Source organism: Actinoplanes sp. NPDC051343 (assembly GCF_044455125.1).
Classification (GTDB): Bacteria; Actinomycetota; Actinomycetes; order Mycobacteriales; family Micromonosporaceae; genus Actinoplanes.
In genome coordinates, this window is sequence record NZ_JBITEL010000005.1 from 505,721 (window position 1) to 527,114 (window position 21,394).

Here is a 21,394-nt window from a genome sequence, read left to right on the forward strand (position 1 = left end):
GCGCACGGAGTCGGCCGGGACCTGCACGTCTAGGAAGCGTCGTCCGCTCGGAGCTGGACGATCTCGGCATCCTGGGCGGTCTCGTTGAGGCGGATCAGCGCGCCGACGATGCGGTCGGCCGGCATCGGCTTGCAGAAGTGGTAGCCCTGCGCGGTCGGGCAGTTCAGGGCCATCAGCGCGGCCCGCTGCTCGGTGGTCTCCACGCCTTCGGCCACGACGCGTACGCCCAGGCGCGACCCCAGTTCGACCGCGCCCCGCACGACCGCCTCGGCCGCCGGCAGGTCGATCATGTCGTCCACGAAGGACCGGTCGATCTTGATCTCGTCGACCGGTACCCGGGTGACGATCGCCAACGATGAGTAGCCGGTGCCGAAGTCGTCCAGGGACAGCTGGATGCCGCTTTCGCGCAGCTCGCCGAGCACGTCGTCGACGATGTCCTGCTCGCTGACCGCCACCGACTCGGTGATCTCCAGGACCAGGCTGGAGGCCGGCATGCGGTGCCGGCGCAGGACGTCCGCGACCTGGGCCGGGAAGGTCGGGTCGAGCAGACTGCGGGCGGCCACGTTGACCGACACCGGCAGGTCGATGCCGGCCTGCGTCCATTCGGCGGCCGACGACAGGGCCAGGTCGAGGATGCGGCGGGTGAACGGGGCCAGCAGTTCGGTGTGCTCGACCGTACGGATGAACTCGCCCGGCGAGAGCTGCCCGCGCCGCGGGTGCTTCCAGCGCACCAGCGCCTCGACCCCGGTCGGCGCCGCGGTGATCAGGTCGACGGCCGGCTGCAGGTGCATCACCACCTGGTCGTCGGCGTCGAGGGCGTCCCGCAGCTCGGCCAGCAGCGCCAGGCCGTCGGTGGTGACCGCGTCCTGCCCGCTGTCGTAGGTCGCGACCGCCAGCTCGTCCTCCTTGGCCTGGTCGAGCGCGAGGGCGGCCCGGCGCACCAACTCGACCATGTCGGTCCGCCCGGCCGGTGTGACCGCGACCCCGACCGCGACCTCGACCGCGAGCCGGACGCTCGACACCTCCATCGGCTGGGACAGCGCCTCGACCACCTCGCGGGCCCGGCGCAGGGCCTGCGGCAGGCCGGTGCCGGCCGCGTCGGCCAGCGTGGGCACCTGGGGTACGAGCAGAGCGAACTCGTCGTCGCCGGTGCGGGCCACCAGTTCGCCGGCGCGGGCCAGGCCGGCCAGCCGCCCGGCGACCAGCTTGAGCACCTCGTCGCCGCAGCGGTGTCCGAGCGTGCCGTTGACCTCGCGGAAGTCGTTGACGTCGAGGAGCAGCAGGGCGAGCGGCTTGTCCCGTTCGAGTGATCGGACCACCCGGTCGCCCTCGGTGACCAGGGTGGTGCGGTTCTTCAGGCCGGTGAGCAGGTCGTGCACGGACTCGTAGGCGACTCTCTCCTCCAGCGCCGCCACCCGCCCGCGACCCGCCGCGTCGTGCAGGGCACCGGCGAGGGCATCGCCGTAGGCCGAGATCGCGGCCTCGTCGCGGGGCACCGGCAGCGTGGGTTCGGAGAGCCAGACGGTCAGCTCGCCGATCACCTCGCCGGCCACCGCCATCGTGCGGGTGATCGCCGGGCCGGGGAGTCCGGCGGCCGGATTTTCGATGCCGGGGCCGTCCTTGGCGTAGCGCGTCATGCTGTCCACGCCGCGTACCTCGATCTCGGCGCGCCGGGCGCCGAAGACCGTGAGGGCACCGTTGAGCCCGGACGCGGCGACATCGGCGACGCTGCCGCCGGGCAGCGCGGCGGTCGCCTCGGCGAACGCCTCCCACATGCGGCGCTCCTCCTCGGCCCGCAGGTGGAACCGGTAGCTGCGCTGCAGCAGCCAGAGGAACGGCACGAACGCGACCAGCCAGAGCGGCTGGCGGAACAGGGCGTACACGGCGCCGAGGCCGATGATCACGTTGCCGACGAAGATGGGGACCTTCGCGTACGGGACACGGGCGAGGATCTGCCGGGTGTCGGCGTCGCGGTGCAGCCGGAGCGTGATCACGGCGAGCGCGAAGGTGATCACGAGGTAGACGGCGGCGCCCGCGGTCAGGCCGACCTGCATGTGCACGCTGACCGGGCCGGCGTCGCCCACGATCAGCGAGGTCACGACGGCGGCGCCGGTCGAGCCGAGGCTGAGCGAGGCGGTGAGGTGGGCCACGTCGGCGACGTTGCGGTGCTCGTTGAGCCAGGAGAGCACGGCCCAGGCGATCGACGCCCCGACCAGGGTCGCCAGCGGCAACCAGCCGGTGGGCGCCACGATGTAGCCGACGATGAAGGCCGCCTCACCCCAGGCGACCGACACCACGCCCCGGCCGAGCCGGAAGCGCAGACGGGCCAGCTGGGCGACCGCCGCGAGCACGGTGGCAGCGACTATGCCGGCCGCCGCCGGGAATGGGCGACCGGACGGAAGGGGCGTCGCGATCAAGGTGCCGGCAACAGCGATTAGAACGGCCGCTCCGACAATTACCGCGGTAAGGACCCTAACTGCTTTCGGCCGTCCACCAAGGCCGATCACATCGAGCCACGATCGACGCACCTCGGGCTGGCTCACGGGCGGCGCGCTCATGAGTTCCCCCAGTTCATGAGCGGCACTCGCGGATGCACGTGCATCTGCAGTTGAGAATGCCGGGGGCGAGGAATGGTCATTTTCAACGCCCCCTTCCGCACAGGGTCAAGGGGCTTTTAAGCCCCCCGGCCGGAAGGCTAAATCAATCCCGATGAACGCAACAGGGGTAGGCGAAGGACGCGTGTCACCTATCGGTCTGACGAATACCCTGCGTTCCGACGCGCGCGGCGCTTCGACGACCTTCGACGTGGTCAGATGTGCCGCTCGTCGCGGTCGGCGGAAAGACCGTCACCCTCAGTATTGACGGCCTTGACCTCGTCTTCCGCGCCCTCGACCGGGGTCGCCGATCGAGGTTCCTCGACGTTGCGAGGCGTCGTTCCGGCGTCCGGACGGTCGAGATCGGCGTTCAGCCGGGCAATCTCAGCTTCACGCTGCGTCTGCTCAGGCGAGGAAAAACTGTCGGGAAGCCGACGCAAGCGCTTATTCATATTGCGAATGAGCAGAACAGTTGCTATGCAGAGCAACACGATCACGAAGAGGCCCATCGGCCCGGCGAGGCCACCGGACCGGGTGTCGCCGAAGTTGTTGACCGCGAAGCTGCGCATGCAACGAAGCCTACTGCCCCCGCCGCCTACCACCCCGGGTGCCTGCTGATCAGCGGGCGTCCACCGACTCCCGGATGCCGGCGAACAGGTCGGACTCGGGGACCGGGCTGTCGACCAGCGAGCGGGCGAGCTCGAAATCTTCCGTCGGCCACACCTTCTGCTGGAGCTCGAGCGGGATCTTGAACCAGAAGCCGTCCGGGTCGACCTGCGTGGCGTGGGCCCGCAGCGCCTCGTCGCGGACCTCGAAGTATTCGCCGCACTCGACCCGCGTGGTGATCTTGTCGCCTCGGTCCGGGCGGTCCTCGCTCTTTTCCAGCCACTCGGTGTAGGGCGACTCGAGACCGGCCGCCAGCATGCCCTCGTGCAGCGCGAGCATGCGCGCGCGGGTCCACCCGGAGTTGTAGTAGAGCTTGCTCGGCTGCCACGGGTCGCCCAGCTCGGGGTGGTAGTCGGGGTCGCCGGCCCGATCGAAGGCGATGACCGACACCTTGTGGCACATGATGTGGTCGGGGTGCGGGTAGCCGCCGTTCTCGTCATAGGTGGTCATGACGTGGGGGCGGAACTCCCGGATCAGCTTGATCAGCGGCAGCGCGCCCTCTTCCGGGTCGACCAGGCCGAAGCAGCCGTCGGGCAGCGGCGGCAGCGGGTCGCCCTCGGGCAGCCCGGAGTCGACGAAACCGAGCCAGGCCTGCTCGATGCCGAGGATCTCGCGCGCCCGCGCCATCTCGGCCCGGCGGATGTTGGCGATGTCCGCCAGCACCTCGGGACGTTCCATCTTCGGGTTGAGCACGCTGCCACGCTCGCCGCCGGTGCAAGTGGCAACCAGCACCTTGACGCCCTCGGCCACATAACGAGCCGTGGTCGCCGCGCCCTTGCTCGACTCGTCGTCGGGGTGCGCGTGCACCGCCATGAGCCGCAACTGCTCCGTGCTGGTTCCAGGCACCGAAAACTCCCTGCTCCCCCGGACCCCGCCGGAAGCGGCTGGGACTGGCTGCGAAGATGGACTCTGCCATTCTGGCCGATCCCCCCGACAACAAACGCATGAGAGGTCGTCACGTGAGCGAGACACGCGCCACAACCACGGCCGTCTTTCCTCCTGGCCGCTACGGCCACCGGCGCGAGGGCCGTCGCCGCCCGGTCGTACCGCTGATCATCCTGGCGGTGGTCATCGCCGCCTCGCTGGCCGTGACGGTGAAGCTCTACCAGCAGTTCGGCCAGACCACCTACCAGGCGCAGATCGTCGGGTGGGACCCGCCGACCGACTCGCAGATCCTGATCCACTTCACGGTCACGGTGCCGGCCGGCGCGCCCGCCCGGTGCGCGCTGCAGGCCCGCGACTTCGGCGGCAACGACCTCGGCGACCGCGACGTGGTGGTGCGCCCGGTCGGCCACGCCACCTCGATCGACGCCAAGGAACCGGTCCCGACCAAGGCGAAGGCCGCCGCGGGCTACGTACTGGGTTGTCAAGCAGCCGACTAGCGGATCCCCGCGCATCCGAAATGGTGCAAGATCGAGCAATCCAGGCGCGGTGCGTACCGCTGGTAAGCTTGGTGATTCGCTCCGTTCAGCCCGACACGAGCACAGCGGCACCACTCGGCTGAACGGACGCACTGATCTTGAAACTGCCCCGTCCCAGCAAGGAGATCAACCGTGTCCAGTTCCGAGGCGCAGAAGACCTGGCTTTCGCAGGACGCCTACGACCGGTTGCAGGCTGAGCTCGACGAATTGATCGCCGCCCGGCCGGCGGTCGCCGCCGAGATCAACGCCCGCCGCGAAGAGGGCGATCTGCGGGAGAACGGCGGCTACCACGCCGCCCGCGAGGAGCAGGGCAAGCAGGAGCACCGCATTCAATACCTCAAGGAGTTCCTGCGTAACGCCGAGGTCGGCGAGGTGCAGACGGCCGACGAGGTCACGCCCGGCTCGGTCGTCACGATCTACTTCGACGAGGACAACACCGACACCGAGACGTTCCTGCTCGGCTCACGCGAGATCGCCTCGACGACCGACCTGACGGTCTACAGCCCCGAGTCGGCGCTCGGCAAGGCGATCCTCGGCGCCGCCGCGGGCCAGGCGGTCACCTACACGGCGCCCAGCGGCGCCGACATCAAGGTCACGGTGGTCAAGTTCGGCCCCTTCGAGGGCTGAGGCCTTTCCCCGTACGCCGGGGGCGGCGCGCCTGAAAGGGTGCGCCGCCCCCGCGTTTTACGGCGTCGCGTCGGCGAGCAGCGAAACCCGATAGCCCGACGCCCGCAGCACGCTGATCAGCGCCGCCGAGTGGTCGGCCCCCCGCGTCTCGACCGAGAGCGCGACCTCGACCTCGCCGAAGTTCAGCCGCGGGCTCTGCCGGGAGTGCTCCACGTCGACGACGTTGGCCCGCTGCCCGGCGATCTCGGCCAGCAGCCGGGCCAGCTCACCCGGCCGGTCGCCGCAGCGCACAGCCAGCCGCAGGAAGCGCCCGGCCGAGGCGAGCCCGTGCTCGATCACCCGCAGCAGCAGCATCGGGTCGATGTTGCCGCCGGAGAGGATCGCCACCACCGGACCCTCCGGCTCCGGCACGTGTGCACCGGTGAGCAGGGCGGCGACTGCCGCCCCACCGGCCGGTTCGACCACCATCTTGTGCCGCTCGAGCAGCATCAGCAGCGCCGTGCACAGCTCGTCGTCGGTCACCGTGACGACCTCGTCGACCATGGCGCTGACATGGGCGAACGGCAGGTCACCGGGCCGCATGACGGCGATGCCGTCGGCGATCGTCGCCCCGGACGGCAGCCTCCGCGGCTCGCCGGCGGCGAGCGAGGGCGGGTACGCCGCGGCCCCGCTCGCCTGCACCCCGACGATCCGGATGTCGGGCCGCAGCGCCTTGGCCGCCACCGCCACCCCGGAGATCAGCCCGCCCCCGCCGACCGCCGTGATGATCGTGGCCACCTCGGGGCACTGGTCGAGGATCTCCAGCCCGACCGTGCCCTGCCCGGCGATCACGTCCGGGTGGTCGAACGGGTGGATCAGGATCGCCCCGGTCCGGTGCGCGAACGCGTACGCCGCCTCCAACGCGTCGTCGACGCTGGTGCCCGCGTACTCGATCGACGCGCCGTACCCCTTGGTGGCCGTGACCTTGGGCAGCGGCGCGCCCTCCGGCATGAAGACCGTCGACTCGATGCCCAGCAGGCCGGCGGCGAGCGCCACGCCCTGGGCGTGGTTGCCGGCGCTGGCCGCGACCACCCCGCGCATACGTTCCTCCGGCGCCAACCGGGAGATCCGGGTGTACGCCCCGCGCACCTTGTACGACCCGGCACGTTGCTGGTTTTCGCACTTCAGCAGCGCCATCCGCCCGATCACGTCGGAGACCGGCTTCGACTCGATCATGGGGGTGGGGTTGACGATCCCGGTCAGCAGTTCGCGGGCGGCCTCGATGTCCTTGAGCGTGAGCAGATCCAGCGGCGATGACGGAGCAGTCATAACTAAGATCGTGCCACCCGCCCAAGCCCGACTGCCCCCGGCGTGATGCCGAGCGCTTTCCTGCCGCCCGCCGGGCCCGCGATCACCGCCGGCGTAAAGACCCGCGGTTTCCCAACGCCCGCCGACCGCCACCGGCATCAAGGCCCGCGGCCTCCTAACGCCCGCCGATCGCCACCAGCGTCAAGACCCGCGGCCTCCTAACACCCGCCGGGTTGGCGATCGCCGCCGGTGTCATGGCACGCGGAGCGAAGCGGAGCCAGCAAGTACAGCGATCGCCGCCGGTGTTATGGCACGCGGTTTCCGCCGCTCGCCGGGTTTGCGAGTGTCGGAAACCGCGAGTCATGACACCGGGTCAAAGGCGATCGCCCGCGCAGCGAAGCGGAGCCAGCAGGTAGAGCCAGCAAGTACAACTCAAACAAACGCGTGACGCTGCCAGGGGTTGAGCACCTCGAACTGCCCGGCCACCGCTAGCAGCAGCAGCTCCGAGTCGGGCGGTCCGACCAACTGGACGGCCAGCGGCAGGCCGTCGGGGCGCAGGCCGACCGGGAAGACGATCGCGGGCAGGCCGGCCACGTTCCACGGGGCGGCGTACGGCGCGTACCGCATGTTGACCGACATGTTGTCGCGCCAGCTCGTGTCCGAGTAGGAGGTCGCCGGCGGCGGAGCGGCGGCCAGGGCTGGCATGAGCAGCAGGTCGACCGACTTGTCGGAGAAGAAGTTGATCGACCTTTCGCGCCAGCCGTCGCGTTGGGCCTGTCGCACCAGGCCGCTGCGGCGGGCCACCCGGCCGAGCTGGATGTGCCGTCGGGTGCGCGGCTGGAGAGCGGACAGGTCGTCGAGCGAGTCGGCCTCGATCGCGGCCGACGCGAACCAGGTCGCCAGCACGCCGATGCCGAGCGCGTTCGGGTAGCGCGGCTCGGTCGCCACCGTGTCGTGCCCGGCCTGCACCAGCAACTTGGAAGCCGTGGTGACGGCCGACAGGTTGGCCTCGTCGGGTTTGATGCCGACCACCGGTGAGCGGGTCGAGACGCCGATCCGCAGCTTCGACGGCTCGACCAGCTTGGCCGGGGGCCGCCCGGCGAGCACGCTGAAACCGAGCACCGAGTCGGCCACCGTGGTGGTGAGCACGCCGTTCTCGGCCAGGCCGAACCAGTCGTTGACGCCCAGCCGGCACGGCACGACGCCGCGGCCCGGTTTGAGACCGACCAGCCCGCAGCAGGCGGCCGGGATGCGGATCGAACCCAGCCCGTCGTTGCCCTGCGCGATCGGCACCAGCCCGGCCGCGACCGCGGCCGCCGAGCCGCCGGACGAGCCGCCCGGTGTGTGGTCGAGGTTCCACGGGTTGCGGGTGGCGCCGCTCTCGTCGTCGGTGGTCGCCCACAGGCCCATCTCGGGCATCCGGGTCACCCCGACGACGACCGCCCCGGCGCCGCGCAGCCGGCGGACCACCTCGTGGTCTTCCTCGGCCACCGCCGCGGACCGGACCGCGGCCGAACCCGACCACGTCGGCAGACCGGCCACCGCGGTGTTCTCCTTGACCGCGACCGGCACCCCGGCGAGCGGCAGGCCGGCCAGGTCTTCCTGGTCGTCGACCTTCTCCGCCTCGCTCAGCGCCTCGCCCCCGCGCACCACGCGAAACGCGTGCAGCGAGGGGTCGGAGATGGAGATCTGTTCCAGATGGTCGGCGACGACCTGGGTGGCGGGCGCGTCACCGCGCCGCACCGCCCGGGAAATCTGTTTCGCGGTGGCACCTACCCAGGACGTCCCGTACTCCATACCGCGATCTCCATGCATTTATGGCGGCCCTGCTGCGGGTCAGCCTAGAGCCTGCTCCAGGTCGGCGAGCAGATCGTCAACCGTTTCGATGCCGACAGACAGTCGCACGAGATCGGCCGGTACTTCAAGCGCTGAGCCCGCAGCCGACAGATGTGTCATCTGACCCGGGTGCTCGATCAGCGATTCGACCCCGCCGAGCGACTCTCCGAGCACGAAGAGCTTCGTACGGTTGCAGATCTCGATCGCCTTCTCCATGCCCCCGGCGGCCCGGAACGACACCATGCCGCCGAACCGCTGCATCTGCTTCGCCGCGGTCTCGTGCCCCGGGTGATCCTCGAGACCCGGGTAGAGGACGCTCGACACGGCCGAGTGCTCCTGCAGGAAACCGACGATCCGCTCGGCGTTGTCGCAGTGCCGCTCCATCCGTACGCCCAGCGTCTTGATGCCGCGCAGGGTGAGCCAGGCGTCGAACGGCCCGTTGATGCCGCCCATCGCGTTCTGGAAGAACGCGAGCTGTTCGCCGAGGTCGTCGGTCGCCGTGACCAGGGCGCCACCGACGACGTCCGAGTGCCCGCCCAGGTACTTGGTCGTCGAATGGACGACGACGTCGGCCCCGAGGGCCAACGGCTGCTGGAGGTACGGCGAGGCGAAGGTGTTGTCGATGACCAACATCGCGTCGTACTCGTGGGCCAGACCGGCCAGCGCGGGGATGTCGGCGATGTTGAGCAGTGGGTTGGTCGGCGTCTCGGCCCAGATCATCCTGGTCACCCCTGGCCGGAACGCGGCGCGTACCGCGTCGAGGTCGTCGAGCGGGACCGCCGTCCAGTCCAGCCCCCAGTTCTCGGCCACCTTCGCGAAAAGTCGATACGTACCGCCGTACGCGTCACCCGGAATGACCACATGATCACCCGGCCGGCAGACCGCCCGCAGCAGGGTGTCCTCGGCCGAAAGGCCGCTCGCGAATGCGAGCCCGCGCCGGCCGCCCTCGATGGCCGCGAGGCACTCCTGGAGGGCGTCGCGGGTCGGGTTGCCGGAGCGGCTGTATTCATAGCCGAGGCGCGGAGCGCCGACCGCGTCCTGGGCGTAGGTGCTCGTCTGGTAGATCGGTGGCACCACCGCGCCGGTACGCGGGTCCGGCTCCTGGCCGGCGTGGATGGCAAGGGTGTCGAACCCGTAGTCGTTAGCGGTCATGCTGCGCAAGGCTAGTCTCACCACGTGGCCGACTGCGTGTTCTGTGGCATCGTGGCGGGTTCCGTCCCGGCGTTCAAAGTCATCGACGTGCCGGAGGGTTTGGGGTTCCTGGACACCCGGCCGGTGTTCAAGGGACATGTGCTGGTCGTGCCCCGTACGCACGTGGTGACCCTGCCCGAACTACCCGCCGCGGACCTGCCCGGATATTTCGGACTTGTGCAGCGGGTGGCAGCCGCGGTACCGGTTGCCCTGGACGCGCAAGGGACCTTCGTGGCGATCAACAACATCGTGTCCCAGTCGGTGCCGCATCTGCACACCCACGTCATCCCCCGCACGAAGGGCGACGGTCTGCGGGGGTTCTTCTGGCCCCGCAAACGCTACGAGAACGACGAAGAGGCGTCGTCGTTCGCCTCCCTGATCGCCAAAGAACTCGGGTAAGGATCGCCTAATCCCCGGCGTTGCACAGGGCAGACGAAGGGAGTGACCGTGTTCCTGCGGCACAAGAAGCTCGAGCTGCCCACCCCCGACCAGGCCCTGCCGGGTCGCCCGCTGGCGATGCCGGTGGCCGCCAAGCACACCGTCCTCGGAACCCCGTTGCAGGGCCCGTGGCCGTCCGGCTACGAGGTCGCCGTCTTCGGCATGGGCTGTTTCTGGGGCGCGGAGAAGATCTTCTGGCAGCTGCCGGGCGTCTACTCGACCTCGGTCGGCTACGCCGGCGGCTTCACCACCAACCCGACCTACGAAGAGGCCTGCTCCGGCTCGACCGGCCACGCCGAGGTCGTACAGGTCGTCTACGACCCGTCGAAGATCGCCTACGAGGACCTGCTGAAGGCCTTCTGGGAGAACCACGACCCGACCCAGGGCATGCGCCAGGGCAACGACGTGGGCACCCAGTACCGCTCGGCCGTCTATACGACGACGCCCGCACAGGCCGCGACGGCCCAGGCCGCCCTGGACGCTTTCCAGCCGGTCGTCACGGCCGCCGGCCACGGCCGGATCACCACCGAGATCAAGCCCTTGACGCAGTACTACTACGCCGAGGACTACCACCAGCAGTACCTCTCGGAGAGCAAGAACCCGTACGGCTACTGCAACCACGGCCCTACAGGGCTCAACTACTGTGCCCCTTCGGAGGGCGGCGAGGCGGCACCCTGATCGGAAGCTGACTGCGGCGAGGCGGCACCCTGATCGGAAGCTGACTGCGGCGAGGCGGCACCCTGATCGGAAGCTGACTGCTCTAGAAGCTCAGTATCGCTACCGCTAGCGGCGCGAACGGATGCGCGTCCCCGTGCCGTCGCAAGGCGGGGCGGGGGGGGCGAGAAGATCCTGCACCGCCGCGTGGCGGAACTGATAGACGGCTCCGGCCTGGCGTAAGACTTGCCGCGACACGGCTGTCTCTAGCACCGAGATGAGCCGCACAGGAGTGCCACGTAATGCGAAGGCAAGCTCAAGAACGGCCATTCTGACGGCCGGTCCGAGCCCGAACGCTAGACCGGACACGAGTCCCAACGTGAGACCGATCGCGAGTCCGAACGTGAGACCGAACGCGATTCCATCGCCACCCCCGATACCTAACAGGGATCCGAACGCTAGACCGAACGTGAGAGCGCACGCGATTCCGCAACCGATCGTGCGTCGAAGATCCCCACTGCGAATCTCCGATGGGCTGGCCACCTTGGCGCCAGATAGCGGCCTGGTCGAGAGATTCAGGACCAAAATAACCAAGCAGATGAGTACGCCCACCACACCGAATGCCAAACCAGGTACAAGCCCACGCACGAACCCAATCAAAAACCCGTAGAACACCCAAGTCACAATCGCGAGGAAGAACCCAGCTGTGAGTGCAATACCTGCAATCCTTCCTATTTCTTCGCGTTTAGGTCTACGCCAAATGAGCACGGACGGTCCACGCAGTCTGATAATCGATCCCATCCAAACCAAGATCGCACCCATGAGTCCCATCGAAGTTAACCCCACGAGTCCAAACTGAAGCCAATTAGTAGGTCTTGGCCTGGGCTCATTTAGAAGCGGAATAGATAATCCGCTCAAAGGGAGCAAGAGCCCGGTGCCGCCGAGACTGAGCAGGACAACAACGAGGCTGTCGATCCAGTTAAGGCGGGAGCCCCTTGTCGTCCAAGACGGCATTCTCCACCAGCGGATATCTCGGTCGCCACAGAGACGCTCGGCAATCCAGGTGAGCCAGTACACGTTGTGTTCATATTCTTTGTGGTCAGGGTAGGCAATGACCAAGAGTCGGGCAAGTAAATACCGGAGCAGAGCATCCGCAGTTGTGTGAGATAACAGGTCTGCCGGGTTGGCAGACGTGTGGGTGTAGGTGTCCCGGGCGAGGCTCAATGCCAATGGATTGCGCAAAGTCATAGCGACAACACTGTCGGGGCGTCGCCGCATATGGTCTGTAACCTGCAGCCAAGCCAGACGCCGAGCACCGATCTGCTGCTCCAGTAAGAACTCGCACGCATGTTCAAGGTCGACAGGCTGGATGTCAATGATGGCGGCATCCCACAATCGGTGAAACGCACTACCCGACTGGAATTCGGCCGGCCGACTGGTAACGACTACTCGGACCCCCGAAGCAGCCTTGTCGATCGCCCCTAGAGCGGGCCCCCGCAGATCATCAGGCATCTCATCGAGCCCATCGAGGAACAGCGCAATCTGCCCTGCCTGCAACAAATCCATCGCAGTGCTAGGGCCTCCGTATACGACAACACCGGCATAGTCCCGATTTATCACCGTTGCCGCGTGCTCCAACAGCGCCACTTCGCGGGGATTCCAGCCACCCAAAGTCAACCACACCGGCACCGGCCCGGCCGCCTCACTAACTCGCCCCGCCGCAGCGAGCTCAGCGCGACGAGTTAGCACGTCGATGAGCAGCAACAACATCGCGGTCGTCTTGCCGGCCCCCGGTCCTCCAAGAATCACCATGCGCCCGGGGTCCGGCAACACCTCGTAAAGGTCTCTCCGCAGTTCAGACACCACGCGATCGGTCAGCAACACCAACGCGCTCTCGGCACCGACCACCTCAGCTGGCGGGGGCGCAACGTTCAAGCCAGCCCAACGCCATGAGACCCGCGCTGGCGCAGGGGTCGTAATCCGCCGCGCCTTCGCCTGCTCCCTCCAGTACGCCAACGTCTCCCGGGCCAGATACGCAGCCGCGGCCTGCAACTGTTCCTCAGTTGCGCGCGAACCTTCATCTACGAATACGGCCCGCTTCGGCCAAAATGCCACAGCTACGGCCGCGAACGAAGCGACCCCCATTAGCCCGCCAACGACGTTCGCGTTCCCCACCAGCCGCCCATCGGCGTTACCAAGGAACATCCACAATGCGGCAGCGACACACGCGACCAGCAACATGACAACGAGCCTCTTGCGTCCCGCGTCCCTCACAGTCGTCGATTGTGGCCTACTCGCGACACCGGGCCTAATGTCCGCGTGCCGGCGACCAATCGGTAACTGCATTCTGTACCTACAGGGCTCACTTACTGTGCCCCTAATCTCGGCCTCAGTAGCACACCCTGACAACGACGAACGCCCCAGCCCAAACCGGCTGGGGCGTTCCGCCATTCTCCTGCTATGCGGCCTTGCGGTCCGGTCGGGCATGGGCAGCCGGTGCAGCGGCAGGCTCGGCAGCTAGCTTGAAGATCACAGCGACTCTCTCAAGAACGTCGGCGTCCTCAATGGTTGGGGGCAAACCCTGCTTTGCCCTCGATCGGGTGACGAGTACGCGAAGTTGATTGATGTTGACCGGTACTCGCGCGGCGCTCGTGGGGCGGCCCTGATCGACAAGCGCCAGCGACCGGGACCCCACTTCCTTGCTGAAACACTGAGGCGTTGGGCTGGTGATCGAATCCGCTTCCGCAGCGGTTTCGGTGGCGCTGTCGACGGCCTTGAGTCGCACGGTGACGGCCTCCCGGTGCAGCGATGCGGTGTTGGCGAGGGTACGGGGCTCGATGTCGCTACGGCCCTCTGCGCGGCCCTCTGAGAGCCACGCTGAACCAAGATCTCCGGCGCCCTGGGGTGTTCCTATGCATCCGACCGGGATCAACCCGGATCCTCCCTGTTTCAGCCGATCTGCCATGATCAGTCGTCCCCCTCGCTGTCACTCGCACTGTCACTACCGTTTTCGCAGGTCAGCACCGGTTGAGTGACACCGGTGACGGGAGTGGCAGCCGTGACACCCGGCACTCGGTACCGACCGCCCGGTTCGGCGGCGAGTTGGCCGTCGGCAAGCATCCGCGAGCAGGTCTGCTTGACGTTGTCGTAAGCGAGGCCGACCCCTGTCGCGATGACCTTGGGTGTGCTGCCCGGCGCGGTGCGCAAGAAGCGCAGGATCACGGACCGGGTCTCGCTGAGCTTGTGGTCTTCGGCCGGCCCGTCGAGCATCTGCCACGCCCCGAGTGCAGGGTCGAAGGCGAGCGCGTATTCGTTCTCGTCGACGTCGCGGCCGGTGATGTGCAGGACCCCGTCACCCTGGTTGCGTGCCCGCTTGAGGACCAACGTGGCGTCAGCGGCCCCGGCGAGGCCGTTGGTGCCGGAGACCTCGGTGAGGAAGTCGTCGGATCCGGCCTTGCGCACGTGGTGAACGAGAACGAACGCGACGCCGTAGTCGTCGGCGACCTTCTTCGCGCGGCTGACGGCCTTGTAGTCCGCGTCGTAGGCCGAGTCACCGGGTGCGGAGTTGCCGCGCAGCTTGGCGAACACGTCGATGATGACCATCCGGGCGGTGGGGTTGCGGTCAAGCCACGCGGCGATGGCCTGATCGCCGCCCTGGGGCAGCGGCGGGCACTCGGTCGCGAGGGTGAGCCCGGCCGGGGCCTTGCGGGAGCCGAGTACCTTGCCAAGCCGGTTTTGCAGCCGCCGCGCGGTGTCCTCCAAGGCGAGGTAGAGCACCGGGCCGCGCTCGACCGGGATCGAGCCGAACGCCTTACCGCCCAACGCGACGTCGACACCGAGGCCGAGCGACATCCACGACTTGCCGACCTTGGGCGGCCCGCACAGCAGGTTGACGCCCTCGGACAGCACGCCCGGCACGGCCCACTTGGGCGGGGCGAACTCCATCGCCATGATGTCCGCGGCAGACCACGAGGTACGGATCCGGGCGGGACGCTCCTGCTCGGGCGACAGGACCTCGGCCACATCGTCGGGTCCGGCAACGCGCAGGCTCGGCCGGTCGGCCGGCACGGCGCTCACGCGGCCACCTGCCGGGGACGCTTCGCGCCGGCGGCGAGGCCGGAACGGACGGTACGCAACGTCTCGAAACGGGTCAGGCCGATCGACAGCGCGGCGCGTTCGAGCAGCCCGGCCGCCTGCTCGGCCGGTAGCGCGCCCCCGGCGGCCAGTTGGCCGAGGGCGACCGCGGAGACGTAGAGGGCGTGGTTGCGCTCGCCCTCGGCCGCGCCGCGCAGGTAGTCGAGCTGTCGGCCGATCGCCGCGTCCAGATAAGCACCCGCCCGGCCGGTGGGCAGGGCGACCGCGATCGGGCGTTGCGGCGGCAGCGGTGCGGGGGCGAGACGCTGCGCGAGCCAGCCGGGCAGGTCGGCGACCGGTAGATCCCGGGCGACCGTGTACGGACGCCCGGCGACGGTGCTGCCGGCCGCGACGACGTACCCGCCATGCGATCGGGTATCGACCAGCCAGCCGAGGCCGTTGCCGCGCCCGCCGGCGGTGTTGCGCAGGGCCGGACCGGCGGCCGGGTGCCGGAAGTAGAGGTGGGTGCCGCCCCGGCCGGTCGTGACGGTGTAGGTGCCCCAAACCTCGGGCGCCGCGTCGCCGGCGTGACGGGCGCAGAGCAGGGCGAACACGTCAGAACCGTTGCGGCACAACGGGTCCGACCACTCAGCCGGTGCGCTCTGTCCGTCCTTCGGCATGTCCAGGTCGGCGACGAGCAGCCCGGACGGGCCGCACGCGATACCGACCCCGTACGGGAGCTGTGCCCAGCCGCGCCGGATCCGGTCAGGGTCGGTGGTGGCGCGGGCTTCCCACCCGGTGTGCCCGTCGCAGCAGCGGGGGTCTCGGCCGGTGCACGCGTCGGCCGGGTGGTCGGGGAACGCGGGCCGCTTGTCGTCGGGCCTAAGCGGGAAGACGTACCAGCCGCGCGCCGCGGCGGCGAGCGCCACCTCGCGCAGGGATTCGTCGTTGGGCATGGGTTCCGGCCTCCGGATGTCGGGTGTGGACGGATGGGTGCGGACGTACGTGTCGTGGGCGCAGGCCGCGCAGTAGCGGGCCTTCTCCCACCGGGCGACCTGCACCGGCAGGCCGGAAATCGTGTCCTCAGCCGCGATGGTCCGGTCGCAGATGTGCGGGTAGGTACCGGCCGTCGAGACCAGCCGGCCGAGGGCCTTACTCGCGGCGATCCAGTGCCCGCCCGGCCGACCTGCTCGGTTGGTGCTCACGGCTCGTCGTTTCGTGGCGTGTCGATGACGATCAGGTGCATGTCCTCACCACCGAGGAAGATGGCCGCGTCCTTGGCCCGGTCGGTCAACGCGATGCGGTGCGGATCCGGTTCGAGTTGCGCTTCGCGCCGGCGGTCCATCTCCAGCAACGTCTCGTCGAGTTCCGCCCGGCTGACGTCGGGCAGCTTGTCGCGCAACTGGGCAAGGCTGACCAACCCTTCGCCGCCGGTCTTCAGTTCCCCGTAGGCCTCGCGGACCCGGTCACCCAGCGGCCGATTGGCTGCGCCGGCAACCTGCTCGGTTCCTGCCGGCGCCGGGGCGGGCTCGATCCAGAGTTTGTGTCGGTCTTCGCCACCGATGTGAATCGCCGCCTCGCGTTCGGCCGGGCCGATGCGGTGCCCGAACGGCTCCGGTTCCAGCCGCACCCGGTCGTCACGGATCAGGTCGCGCAGCGCCGCGTCGACCTCTTCGCGGGGCAGGCCGTCGAGCCGGGCGCGGACCTCGGTGAGGTCGATCCAGCGGCCCTCGCTGCCGGCGAGATCGGTGTAGACGTCGCGGATCCGATCGCCCGGCGTGGCCGGCGGCTTGGCGACCGGATCCGGCCAGTCGCTCTGCTCGGCCGGTGCCGGTGCCGGTGTGGTCGGCCCGTTCTCCCAGCCCGGTTGCGGCAGTGCCCGGCCGCGGCTTCCCCGGCCGCCCATCACTTCGCCGCCCATCGCGACGGGTACGCCCGGACCGGCACGTCACCAACCGAGCAGGTTGCCGACGCGGTGCCGTAGACCAGCACCCGCGCCGGGCGCACCCGGTCAAGCATCGCGGCGTACCCGGCGGCGAACAGCGCCCGCGCCTCGCGATCGCGGACGACACCCACGGTGGACACGGCCACGATCGAGCCGGTCGCGATGCCGGCGAACGCGAACGGGTAGGACTCCGGCGTCGACCACGACACGGTCGGGATCACGGTCACACCGTGGGAGAGCAGCCACGCCCCGCACCAGCGGGACCGGTAGACCTGCCACAGCTGCATCGCGAGGGGCATGTTCGACCACAGGCTGAAATCGGGGGTGAGGGCGGCACCCACCGAGCAGCAACGCGACAGGCCACGCTCGGGTTTCGACCACACCGTCTCGAACCGATAGTCATCGAGGAAGAAATGCACCGCGTCCCCCGGTCGAGCCGCGGCGATCGCGTGGCGGGCGTTGTACGGCACCAATCGAGCAGGTTCGGCAGAGGCAGGCGGCAGGTCGGGGATGCCCCACCGGTTGCCGCTGGGGAACAGGGCACGGGTGTTGAGCCGGTCCCAGTTGCCGGGCATCTGCGCCCAGCGGTGACTCGAACGCGTCGCCCCGAGTGTCCACTCAGGAGCAAAGGCGGTGCTGGTCATGACAATCCGCGCCTTTCGTAGATGCAGTCGAGACACTCGCCGAACGACCGCGGGATGTAGTAGGGCCGCAGGTGGCCACACGTCGGGCAGGTGCGCCGAGCGCGCAACGCGGCCCGCACCGCGTCGAGCTGCGCAGGGGTCGCGGTGCGCTTGGGCCGGGCCAGGTCGAGCCGGTACAGGTAGGCGGTCCGCACCCCGCCGACGCCGGCCCACAGGATCTGCGCGGCGATCGGCTGACGGCCGGGGCACAGTCCGGCGGCGCGGAGTTGCCGCCGGGTGGCGAGGCCTGAGGGCGCGCCGCGCCACCAGTAGGTAGGCAGCCCGTACCGGGTGCCCTCGGGATCGTGGAACGCCGCCCGGACGCGGCCCATCAGGCGGCGCTCCGCACGATCGCGCTCAGCCGACCTGCTCGGTTCGCGGCGGCGGCCAGGAAGGCGCGGCCGAGCCACGCCGTGTAGGCCGGCGGGATGGCCTCGGTCAGTTCCTCGCGCACGTCGGTCCAGTCGATGCCCATCGCCGCCTGCATCTCGGCCACCTTGGCTTTGCCGCCGCCGTCGCCGTAGGCAGCCACGTACGGGCCGTCGTGGTAGACGCCGTGGCGCCATCCGCGTACCCGGCCGCGGTGCTTGACGTGCACCGGCCGCGGTGTGGTCCAGCCGCGCAGCTCGAAGTTGCGGTGCCGGATCACCCCGAGGCCGAACATCTCCCCGCACAAGGTGACGTCCTTGCGGACCGGGGCGGATCCGTTGGGTTGCTCGATCACGTACGGCAGTCCGGTCCGGTCGAGCAGCTCGCGCAGGTCGGGGATGAGTTGCTCGTGGTCGCGGCCCCACCCCATCGCCCGGTTCGTGCCCTGCGTCAACGCGCACCCGGCCTGACACGGCGGCGAGGTGTGGATCAGGGAGAACGCCCGGATCCCGCCCCCGCGGGTCAGCCGGTCCAGGTAGGACAGGGCCTCGGCGCGGACGAACCGGAACGGGTAGCGCGGCCGGTCGACGATGTCCACGCCGAGCACGTCGAACCCTGCGGCGTGATAGCCGGCCGCGGCCCCGCCGGCACAGCAGAACAGATCCAGCACGAGCGGCCGGCTCATCACGCGGCCCTCCGATTGATCGCCGGCCGTTCGGTCTGCCCGCGCAGCACGCCGCGGCGGATCGCGACCGCAGCGAGCAGCTCGCGCATGAGTCGCAGCGTGGCGGCGAGTTGCCAGCGGGCGCCGGTTTCGGTGCTGTGCAAGGGGATCCGCGCGCGGATCTCGGCGTACTCGACGTCGCCGGCACGGACGCGGGTGATGACGGCCCGGCCGCCGATCGCGTCGGCGATCAGGTCAGCGGACCGGTGCTCGCCCACGCCGCACCGGTGGTCGCGGGTGCACCACTCGGTGTGCTCGGTGGGCTCGCGGTGGAGCCGGCCCATCGTGCGGGCCTTCATCGGGCGTCCCGACGGATCCCGGCGAACCGGTTGTAGATCCAACGTCCGGCGCGCAGGCGGCGGCCGGTGCCCTCGCAGCGGCGGCAGAGCTTGAACGCGCGGCCGGACGGCGAGGGCCGCTTGCCGCTGCCCTCGCAGCGCGGGCAGGACTTGAAGGGCCACACCCAGCACGCGAAGGCGTAACCGAGGGTGACGGTGGTGAGGGTGAGGATGAGGACGCTAGCGGCGGCGAGCTGGGGGTTCACAACAGCCTCCCGGGCCGGTTTTTGGGTGTGCGGGGCCGTGAGCTGCTATCCGCTAGGTCGCAGCCCAGAATCTTGATCAGGTGCTAGCGGAGGTGCTAGCGCTAGCAGGTCCGGCCGCTAGCGCTAGCAGCCTCGCGACGGTCAGTCGGTCTTACGCTTGCGGTCACGCTCCGCGATCGCGGACAGGAGGTCGGGGTGCCGGATCCCGCGCCGGGTGACCGACTTGCCGTCCACCCGGCGACCGACGTCGATGACCTTGACCGCGGTGTGCGGCTTGAGGGCCGCGGTGAGCTGGGCGGGTTCCCAGCCGCCGTAGACGTCCGGCCGCAACTCGATGAGCCCGGCGCACAGGGTCTCGTTCCACGCGGACTTGTCGTCGCCAGGCCACACCCGGGCCAGATCGTCGAGCACCGCGTGCGTCGGCGCCACGTCGCGCTCGGCCGAGTCGGTCGGCAGCGTGCCGGCCGCGGTGCGCAGCGCGACCGCCTGAGCAACGATCCGCGCCGCCGCGGTCGTGTCGACGTAGAACGACCGGACCGACTCCGCCTTGCCGAAGCCGCGCAGCACACCCCACCCGGCCTCGATGACCGGCTGGAAGACCGTCGCCCGCAGCCCCTGCTTGTAGGCCGAGGTCCCGAGGATCATGTCGTTGGCGGTCTGGTCAGCGACCGACAGGCAGAACCGGGAGTTGACGTTGCGGGTGATCCCGGTCGGCAGGCTGTCCTTGTCCGGGATCTGGGTACCGATCAGGATCACGATGCCCAGGGCCCGGCCGAGCTTGATGACCTTCTCCAGCAGTTCGCCGGCTTCCTTGCCGTACTTGCTGGTCATCAGCTCTTGCAGCTCATCGAACCAGGCGATGAGCGGGTGCAGCCCGGACCCCTTGAGCGAGGCCAGCTCCGGGGTGACCTTGTTCTCCGGGGCCTTGCCCATGCGGGCGTAGTGCTCGATTTTCTTTGACCGGCGCCTGGCTTCCTCGTAGAGCCACTCGATGAACGCGAACGCGCGGGCCAGGGTCTCGTCGTCGAACCCGTTGCCGTACTCGGCCATCACGGGCTCGAGTACCGCGAAGTCGCCCACACCCTTGAGTTCGTAGCCGCGGATCTCCGCCCGGGCGTCCAGGGACGCGGCCAGGATCAGCAGCCGCAACGCGAACGTCTTACCCGAGCCGGGCTGGCCACCGAACAGCCAGTTGCGGTACATCAGCTCGGCCATGATGACGTCGAGCTTCGGCGTGGTCGCGAACGGGAACGGCTTGAACAGATCCACCTTCGTCGACTCGGCCAGCAGCGGACAGGTCGGCTGCTTCATCTGCGAGGCAGGCTCGTAGCCGACCCACAGGGCCAGCCGGCCCGTGTGCCCCGGGGCGGTCTCCGGCCAGACCTGGTCCATCGGCAGGCGCATGGCGGAGGCGAGCCGGCCGCGGCGGGCGACGACCTCGGAGGCCTCCACACCGAACGGCAGGTCCACGATCGCGATGTGCCCGGGGCCGTCGCGGTGAATGTCGACCGGGAAACTAATCGCCTTCGGGTCCTTGGACACGGCGCTGTTGATGGCGCCGATCTGTACCGACGTGATCGCGCGCCGCACCAACTCAGCGGTCAGCTTGCGATACCGGTTGCCCTCACTGACGCGGTCAGTGATCGGCTTGTCGGCCGGCCGACCCCGCGTCGCCAGGAACGGCACCACCACCAGCGCGGCGAGCAGCCGCCACCACGCCGGGCCGAACGCCAGCACCACCAAGCCGGTCACGATTGCTGCGGTGGCCAGGGCGAACACCCACCAACGCCACGCGGTCTGCCGCTGCCGACGGGCGTCAAGCTTCAACCACACGTCGGCCTCACCCTTGTTCGCGGCGGCCTGACGCAGGTGCCAGTTGCCCTCTTCCGCGGTCGCCCAGTGCAGGGCCTGGCCGAGACCGCGGAACAGGCCGATCGGCGCCCACACGGCCGTCTTGGCCGCGTACTTCGGCGACCGCACCGCGTGATACGCCAGCACGTACCCGGCGTCCTTGCTCTGATGCCTAGCCGCCGCGGCGAACGCACGACGCGATCGCGCCCAGTCCGCCAGGATCGGCCGGCGCTCGCGCTGCCGCAACAGCACCTCGTGCGGCATGTCCTCCGCTGCGTCGACCGGGCCGCCGTCGGTGGCCGGGCTGTCATCGACGGTCTCGGCGTCGGTGTCGTCGTCCGGGACCGACTCGCCCGGGCTCGTTGCGCGGCGGGTCCGGAGCGCGTTCAGGTCCACCACGTTGCCGTCGGCGACGTCGGCCAAGGCGGCGACGAAACGGTCGTAGTCGTCCGGTTGCGGGTTGTGGTCAGGGGTGGTCATTTGGACTGTC

General features: G+C 69.3%; 21 protein-coding genes. 4 read left to right on the forward strand and 17 right to left on the reverse strand.

The features are described from left to right. Positions 1-29: 29 nt before the first annotated feature. From ACIA5C_RS19725 to mca, 3 genes are all read right to left on the reverse strand, one after another. Entirely contained in the window at positions 30-2,558 is a 2,529-nt protein-coding gene (locus ACIA5C_RS19725) for a putative bifunctional diguanylate cyclase/phosphodiesterase (protein WP_396056502.1), read from the reverse strand. Positions 2,559-2,809: 251 nt separating this feature from the next. Further along, complete coding sequence (locus ACIA5C_RS19730) at positions 2,810-3,163, reverse strand: hypothetical protein (protein ID WP_396056504.1); 354 nt, start codon at positions 3,161-3,163, stop codon at positions 2,810-2,812. 49 nt (positions 3,164-3,212) lie between these two features. After that, on the reverse strand, positions 3,213-4,073 hold the full coding sequence (gene mca / locus ACIA5C_RS19735) for a mycothiol conjugate amidase Mca (RefSeq protein ID WP_396056676.1): 861 nt from the start codon (positions 4,071-4,073) through the stop codon (positions 3,213-3,215). 146 nt (positions 4,074-4,219) lie between these two features. Here mca and ACIA5C_RS19740 point away from each other — a divergent pair, with 146 nt between their 5' ends. Together ACIA5C_RS19740 and greA are read left to right on the forward strand one after the other, a co-directional pair. Further along, a complete protein-coding gene (locus ACIA5C_RS19740) occupies positions 4,220-4,642 on the forward strand; it encodes a DUF4307 domain-containing protein (protein WP_396056506.1) in 423 nt (140 codons plus the stop codon). Between the two features lie 171 nt (positions 4,643-4,813). Continuing rightward, the gene (gene greA / locus ACIA5C_RS19745; protein ID WP_396056508.1) at positions 4,814-5,308 is read left to right on the forward strand and encodes a transcription elongation factor GreA; all 495 of its coding nucleotides are present in this window, start codon (positions 4,814-4,816) and stop codon (positions 5,306-5,308) included. Positions 5,309-5,365: 57 nt separating this feature from the next. On the opposite strand, the gene ilvA is transcribed toward greA, so the two are convergent. The 3 genes from ilvA to ACIA5C_RS19760 all read right to left on the reverse strand — a co-directional run bounded on the left by ilvA (position 5,366) and on the right by ACIA5C_RS19760 (position 9,583). After that, on the reverse strand, positions 5,366-6,616 hold the full coding sequence (ilvA, locus tag ACIA5C_RS19750; RefSeq protein ID WP_396056510.1) for a threonine ammonia-lyase: 1,251 nt from the start codon (positions 6,614-6,616) through the stop codon (positions 5,366-5,368). A 411-nt stretch (positions 6,617-7,027) separates the two neighbouring features. Next, complete coding sequence (locus ACIA5C_RS19755) at positions 7,028-8,392, reverse strand: amidase (protein ID WP_396056512.1); 1,365 nt, start codon at positions 8,390-8,392, stop codon at positions 7,028-7,030. Positions 8,393-8,431: 39 nt separating this feature from the next. Beyond that, the gene (locus tag ACIA5C_RS19760; protein WP_396056514.1) at positions 8,432-9,583 is read right to left on the reverse strand and encodes a cystathionine gamma-synthase; all 1,152 of its coding nucleotides are present in this window, start codon (positions 9,581-9,583) and stop codon (positions 8,432-8,434) included. A 24-nt stretch (positions 9,584-9,607) separates the two neighbouring features. Between ACIA5C_RS19760 and ACIA5C_RS19765 the strand changes: the two genes are divergently transcribed. Both ACIA5C_RS19765 and msrA read left to right on the forward strand, forming a co-directional pair. Then, positions 9,608-10,021: an HIT family protein gene (locus ACIA5C_RS19765; protein ID WP_396056516.1), complete on the forward strand. Its 414-nt coding sequence runs from the start codon at positions 9,608-9,610 to the stop codon at positions 10,019-10,021. Between the two features lie 48 nt (positions 10,022-10,069). Continuing rightward, on the forward strand, positions 10,070-10,738 hold the full coding sequence (gene msrA / locus ACIA5C_RS19770) for a peptide-methionine (S)-S-oxide reductase MsrA (RefSeq protein WP_396056518.1): 669 nt from the start codon (positions 10,070-10,072) through the stop codon (positions 10,736-10,738). Between the two features lie 105 nt (positions 10,739-10,843). On the opposite strand, the gene ACIA5C_RS19775 is transcribed toward msrA, so the two are convergent. From ACIA5C_RS19775 to ACIA5C_RS19825, 11 genes are all read right to left on the reverse strand, one after another. Continuing rightward, entirely contained in the window at positions 10,844-12,955 is a 2,112-nt protein-coding gene (locus ACIA5C_RS19775) for an NACHT domain-containing protein (RefSeq protein WP_396056520.1), read from the reverse strand. 217 nt (positions 12,956-13,172) lie between these two features. Then, on the reverse strand, positions 13,173-13,499 hold the full coding sequence (locus ACIA5C_RS19780; protein WP_396056522.1) for a hypothetical protein: 327 nt from the start codon (positions 13,497-13,499) through the stop codon (positions 13,173-13,175). Between the two features lie 182 nt (positions 13,500-13,681). Then, on the reverse strand, positions 13,682-14,791 hold the full coding sequence (locus tag ACIA5C_RS19785; RefSeq protein ID WP_396056524.1) for an AAA family ATPase: 1,110 nt from the start codon (positions 14,789-14,791) through the stop codon (positions 13,682-13,684). Further along, positions 14,788-15,993, reverse strand: coding sequence for a bifunctional DNA primase/polymerase (locus ACIA5C_RS19790; protein WP_396056526.1), 1,206 nt, complete (start codon positions 15,991-15,993; stop codon positions 14,788-14,790). Before ACIA5C_RS19790 ends, ACIA5C_RS19785 begins: the two co-directional genes overlap by 4 nt. Beyond that, on the reverse strand, positions 15,990-16,709 hold the full coding sequence (locus ACIA5C_RS19795; protein WP_396056528.1) for a hypothetical protein: 720 nt from the start codon (positions 16,707-16,709) through the stop codon (positions 15,990-15,992). The genes ACIA5C_RS19790 and ACIA5C_RS19795 overlap by 4 nt, the downstream gene beginning before the upstream one ends. Next, a complete protein-coding gene (locus tag ACIA5C_RS19800) occupies positions 16,694-17,377 on the reverse strand; it encodes a DUF4417 domain-containing protein (protein ID WP_396056531.1) in 684 nt (227 codons plus the stop codon). The genes ACIA5C_RS19795 and ACIA5C_RS19800 overlap by 16 nt, the downstream gene beginning before the upstream one ends. Further along, on the reverse strand, positions 17,374-17,748 hold the full coding sequence (locus tag ACIA5C_RS19805) for an RRQRL motif-containing zinc-binding protein (protein ID WP_396056533.1): 375 nt from the start codon (positions 17,746-17,748) through the stop codon (positions 17,374-17,376). The genes ACIA5C_RS19800 and ACIA5C_RS19805 overlap by 4 nt, the downstream gene beginning before the upstream one ends. Continuing rightward, the gene (locus tag ACIA5C_RS19810; RefSeq protein WP_396056535.1) at positions 17,748-18,470 is read right to left on the reverse strand and encodes a DNA methylase; all 723 of its coding nucleotides are present in this window, start codon (positions 18,468-18,470) and stop codon (positions 17,748-17,750) included. Before ACIA5C_RS19810 ends, ACIA5C_RS19805 begins: the two co-directional genes overlap by 1 nt. Continuing rightward, entirely contained in the window at positions 18,470-18,808 is a 339-nt protein-coding gene (locus ACIA5C_RS19815; RefSeq protein WP_396056537.1) for a hypothetical protein, read from the reverse strand. Before ACIA5C_RS19815 ends, ACIA5C_RS19810 begins: the two co-directional genes overlap by 1 nt. Further along, complete coding sequence (locus ACIA5C_RS19820) at positions 18,805-19,053, reverse strand: hypothetical protein (protein WP_396056540.1); 249 nt, start codon at positions 19,051-19,053, stop codon at positions 18,805-18,807. Before ACIA5C_RS19820 ends, ACIA5C_RS19815 begins: the two co-directional genes overlap by 4 nt. Positions 19,054-19,194: 141 nt before the next feature. Next, positions 19,195-21,384 carry a cell division protein FtsK gene (locus tag ACIA5C_RS19825; protein WP_396056542.1) on the reverse strand — a complete coding sequence of 730 codons (2,190 nt, stop codon included), beginning with the start codon at positions 21,382-21,384 and terminating at the stop codon, positions 19,195-19,197. Between the last annotated feature and the right edge of the window lie 10 nt (positions 21,385-21,394).

Coding starts and splice junctions, on each gene's coding strand:
- ACIA5C_RS19725 (WP_396056502.1), bottom strand. CDS start 2,558: ATGAGCGCGCCGCCCGTGAGCCAGCCCGAGGTGCGTCGATCGTGGCTC.
- ACIA5C_RS19730 (WP_396056504.1), bottom strand. CDS start 3,163: ATGCGCAGCTTCGCGGTCAACAACTTCGGCGACACCCGGTCCGGTGGC.
- mca (WP_396056676.1), bottom strand. CDS start 4,073: ATGGCGGTGCACGCGCACCCCGACGACGAGTCGAGCAAGGGCGCGGCG.
- ilvA (WP_396056510.1), bottom strand. CDS start 6,616: ATGACTGCTCCGTCATCGCCGCTGGATCTGCTCACGCTCAAGGACATC.
- ACIA5C_RS19755 (WP_396056512.1), bottom strand. CDS start 8,392: ATGGAGTACGGGACGTCCTGGGTAGGTGCCACCGCGAAACAGATTTCC.
- ACIA5C_RS19760 (WP_396056514.1), bottom strand. CDS start 9,583: ATGACCGCTAACGACTACGGGTTCGACACCCTTGCCATCCACGCCGGC.
- ACIA5C_RS19775 (WP_396056520.1), bottom strand. CDS start 12,955: ATGTTGCTGGTCGCGTGTGTCGCTGCCGCATTGTGGATGTTCCTTGGT.
- ACIA5C_RS19795 (WP_396056528.1), bottom strand. CDS start 16,709: ATGGGCGGCGAAGTGATGGGCGGCCGGGGAAGCCGCGGCCGGGCACTG.
- ACIA5C_RS19800 (WP_396056531.1), bottom strand. CDS start 17,377: ATGACCAGCACCGCCTTTGCTCCTGAGTGGACACTCGGGGCGACGCGT.
- ACIA5C_RS19805 (WP_396056533.1), bottom strand. CDS start 17,748: ATGGGCCGCGTCCGGGCGGCGTTCCACGATCCCGAGGGCACCCGGTAC.
- ACIA5C_RS19810 (WP_396056535.1), bottom strand. CDS start 18,470: ATGAGCCGGCCGCTCGTGCTGGATCTGTTCTGCTGTGCCGGCGGGGCC.
- ACIA5C_RS19815 (WP_396056537.1), bottom strand. CDS start 18,808: ATGAAGGCCCGCACGATGGGCCGGCTCCACCGCGAGCCCACCGAGCAC.
- ACIA5C_RS19825 (WP_396056542.1), bottom strand. CDS start 21,384: ATGACCACCCCTGACCACAACCCGCAACCGGACGACTACGACCGTTTC.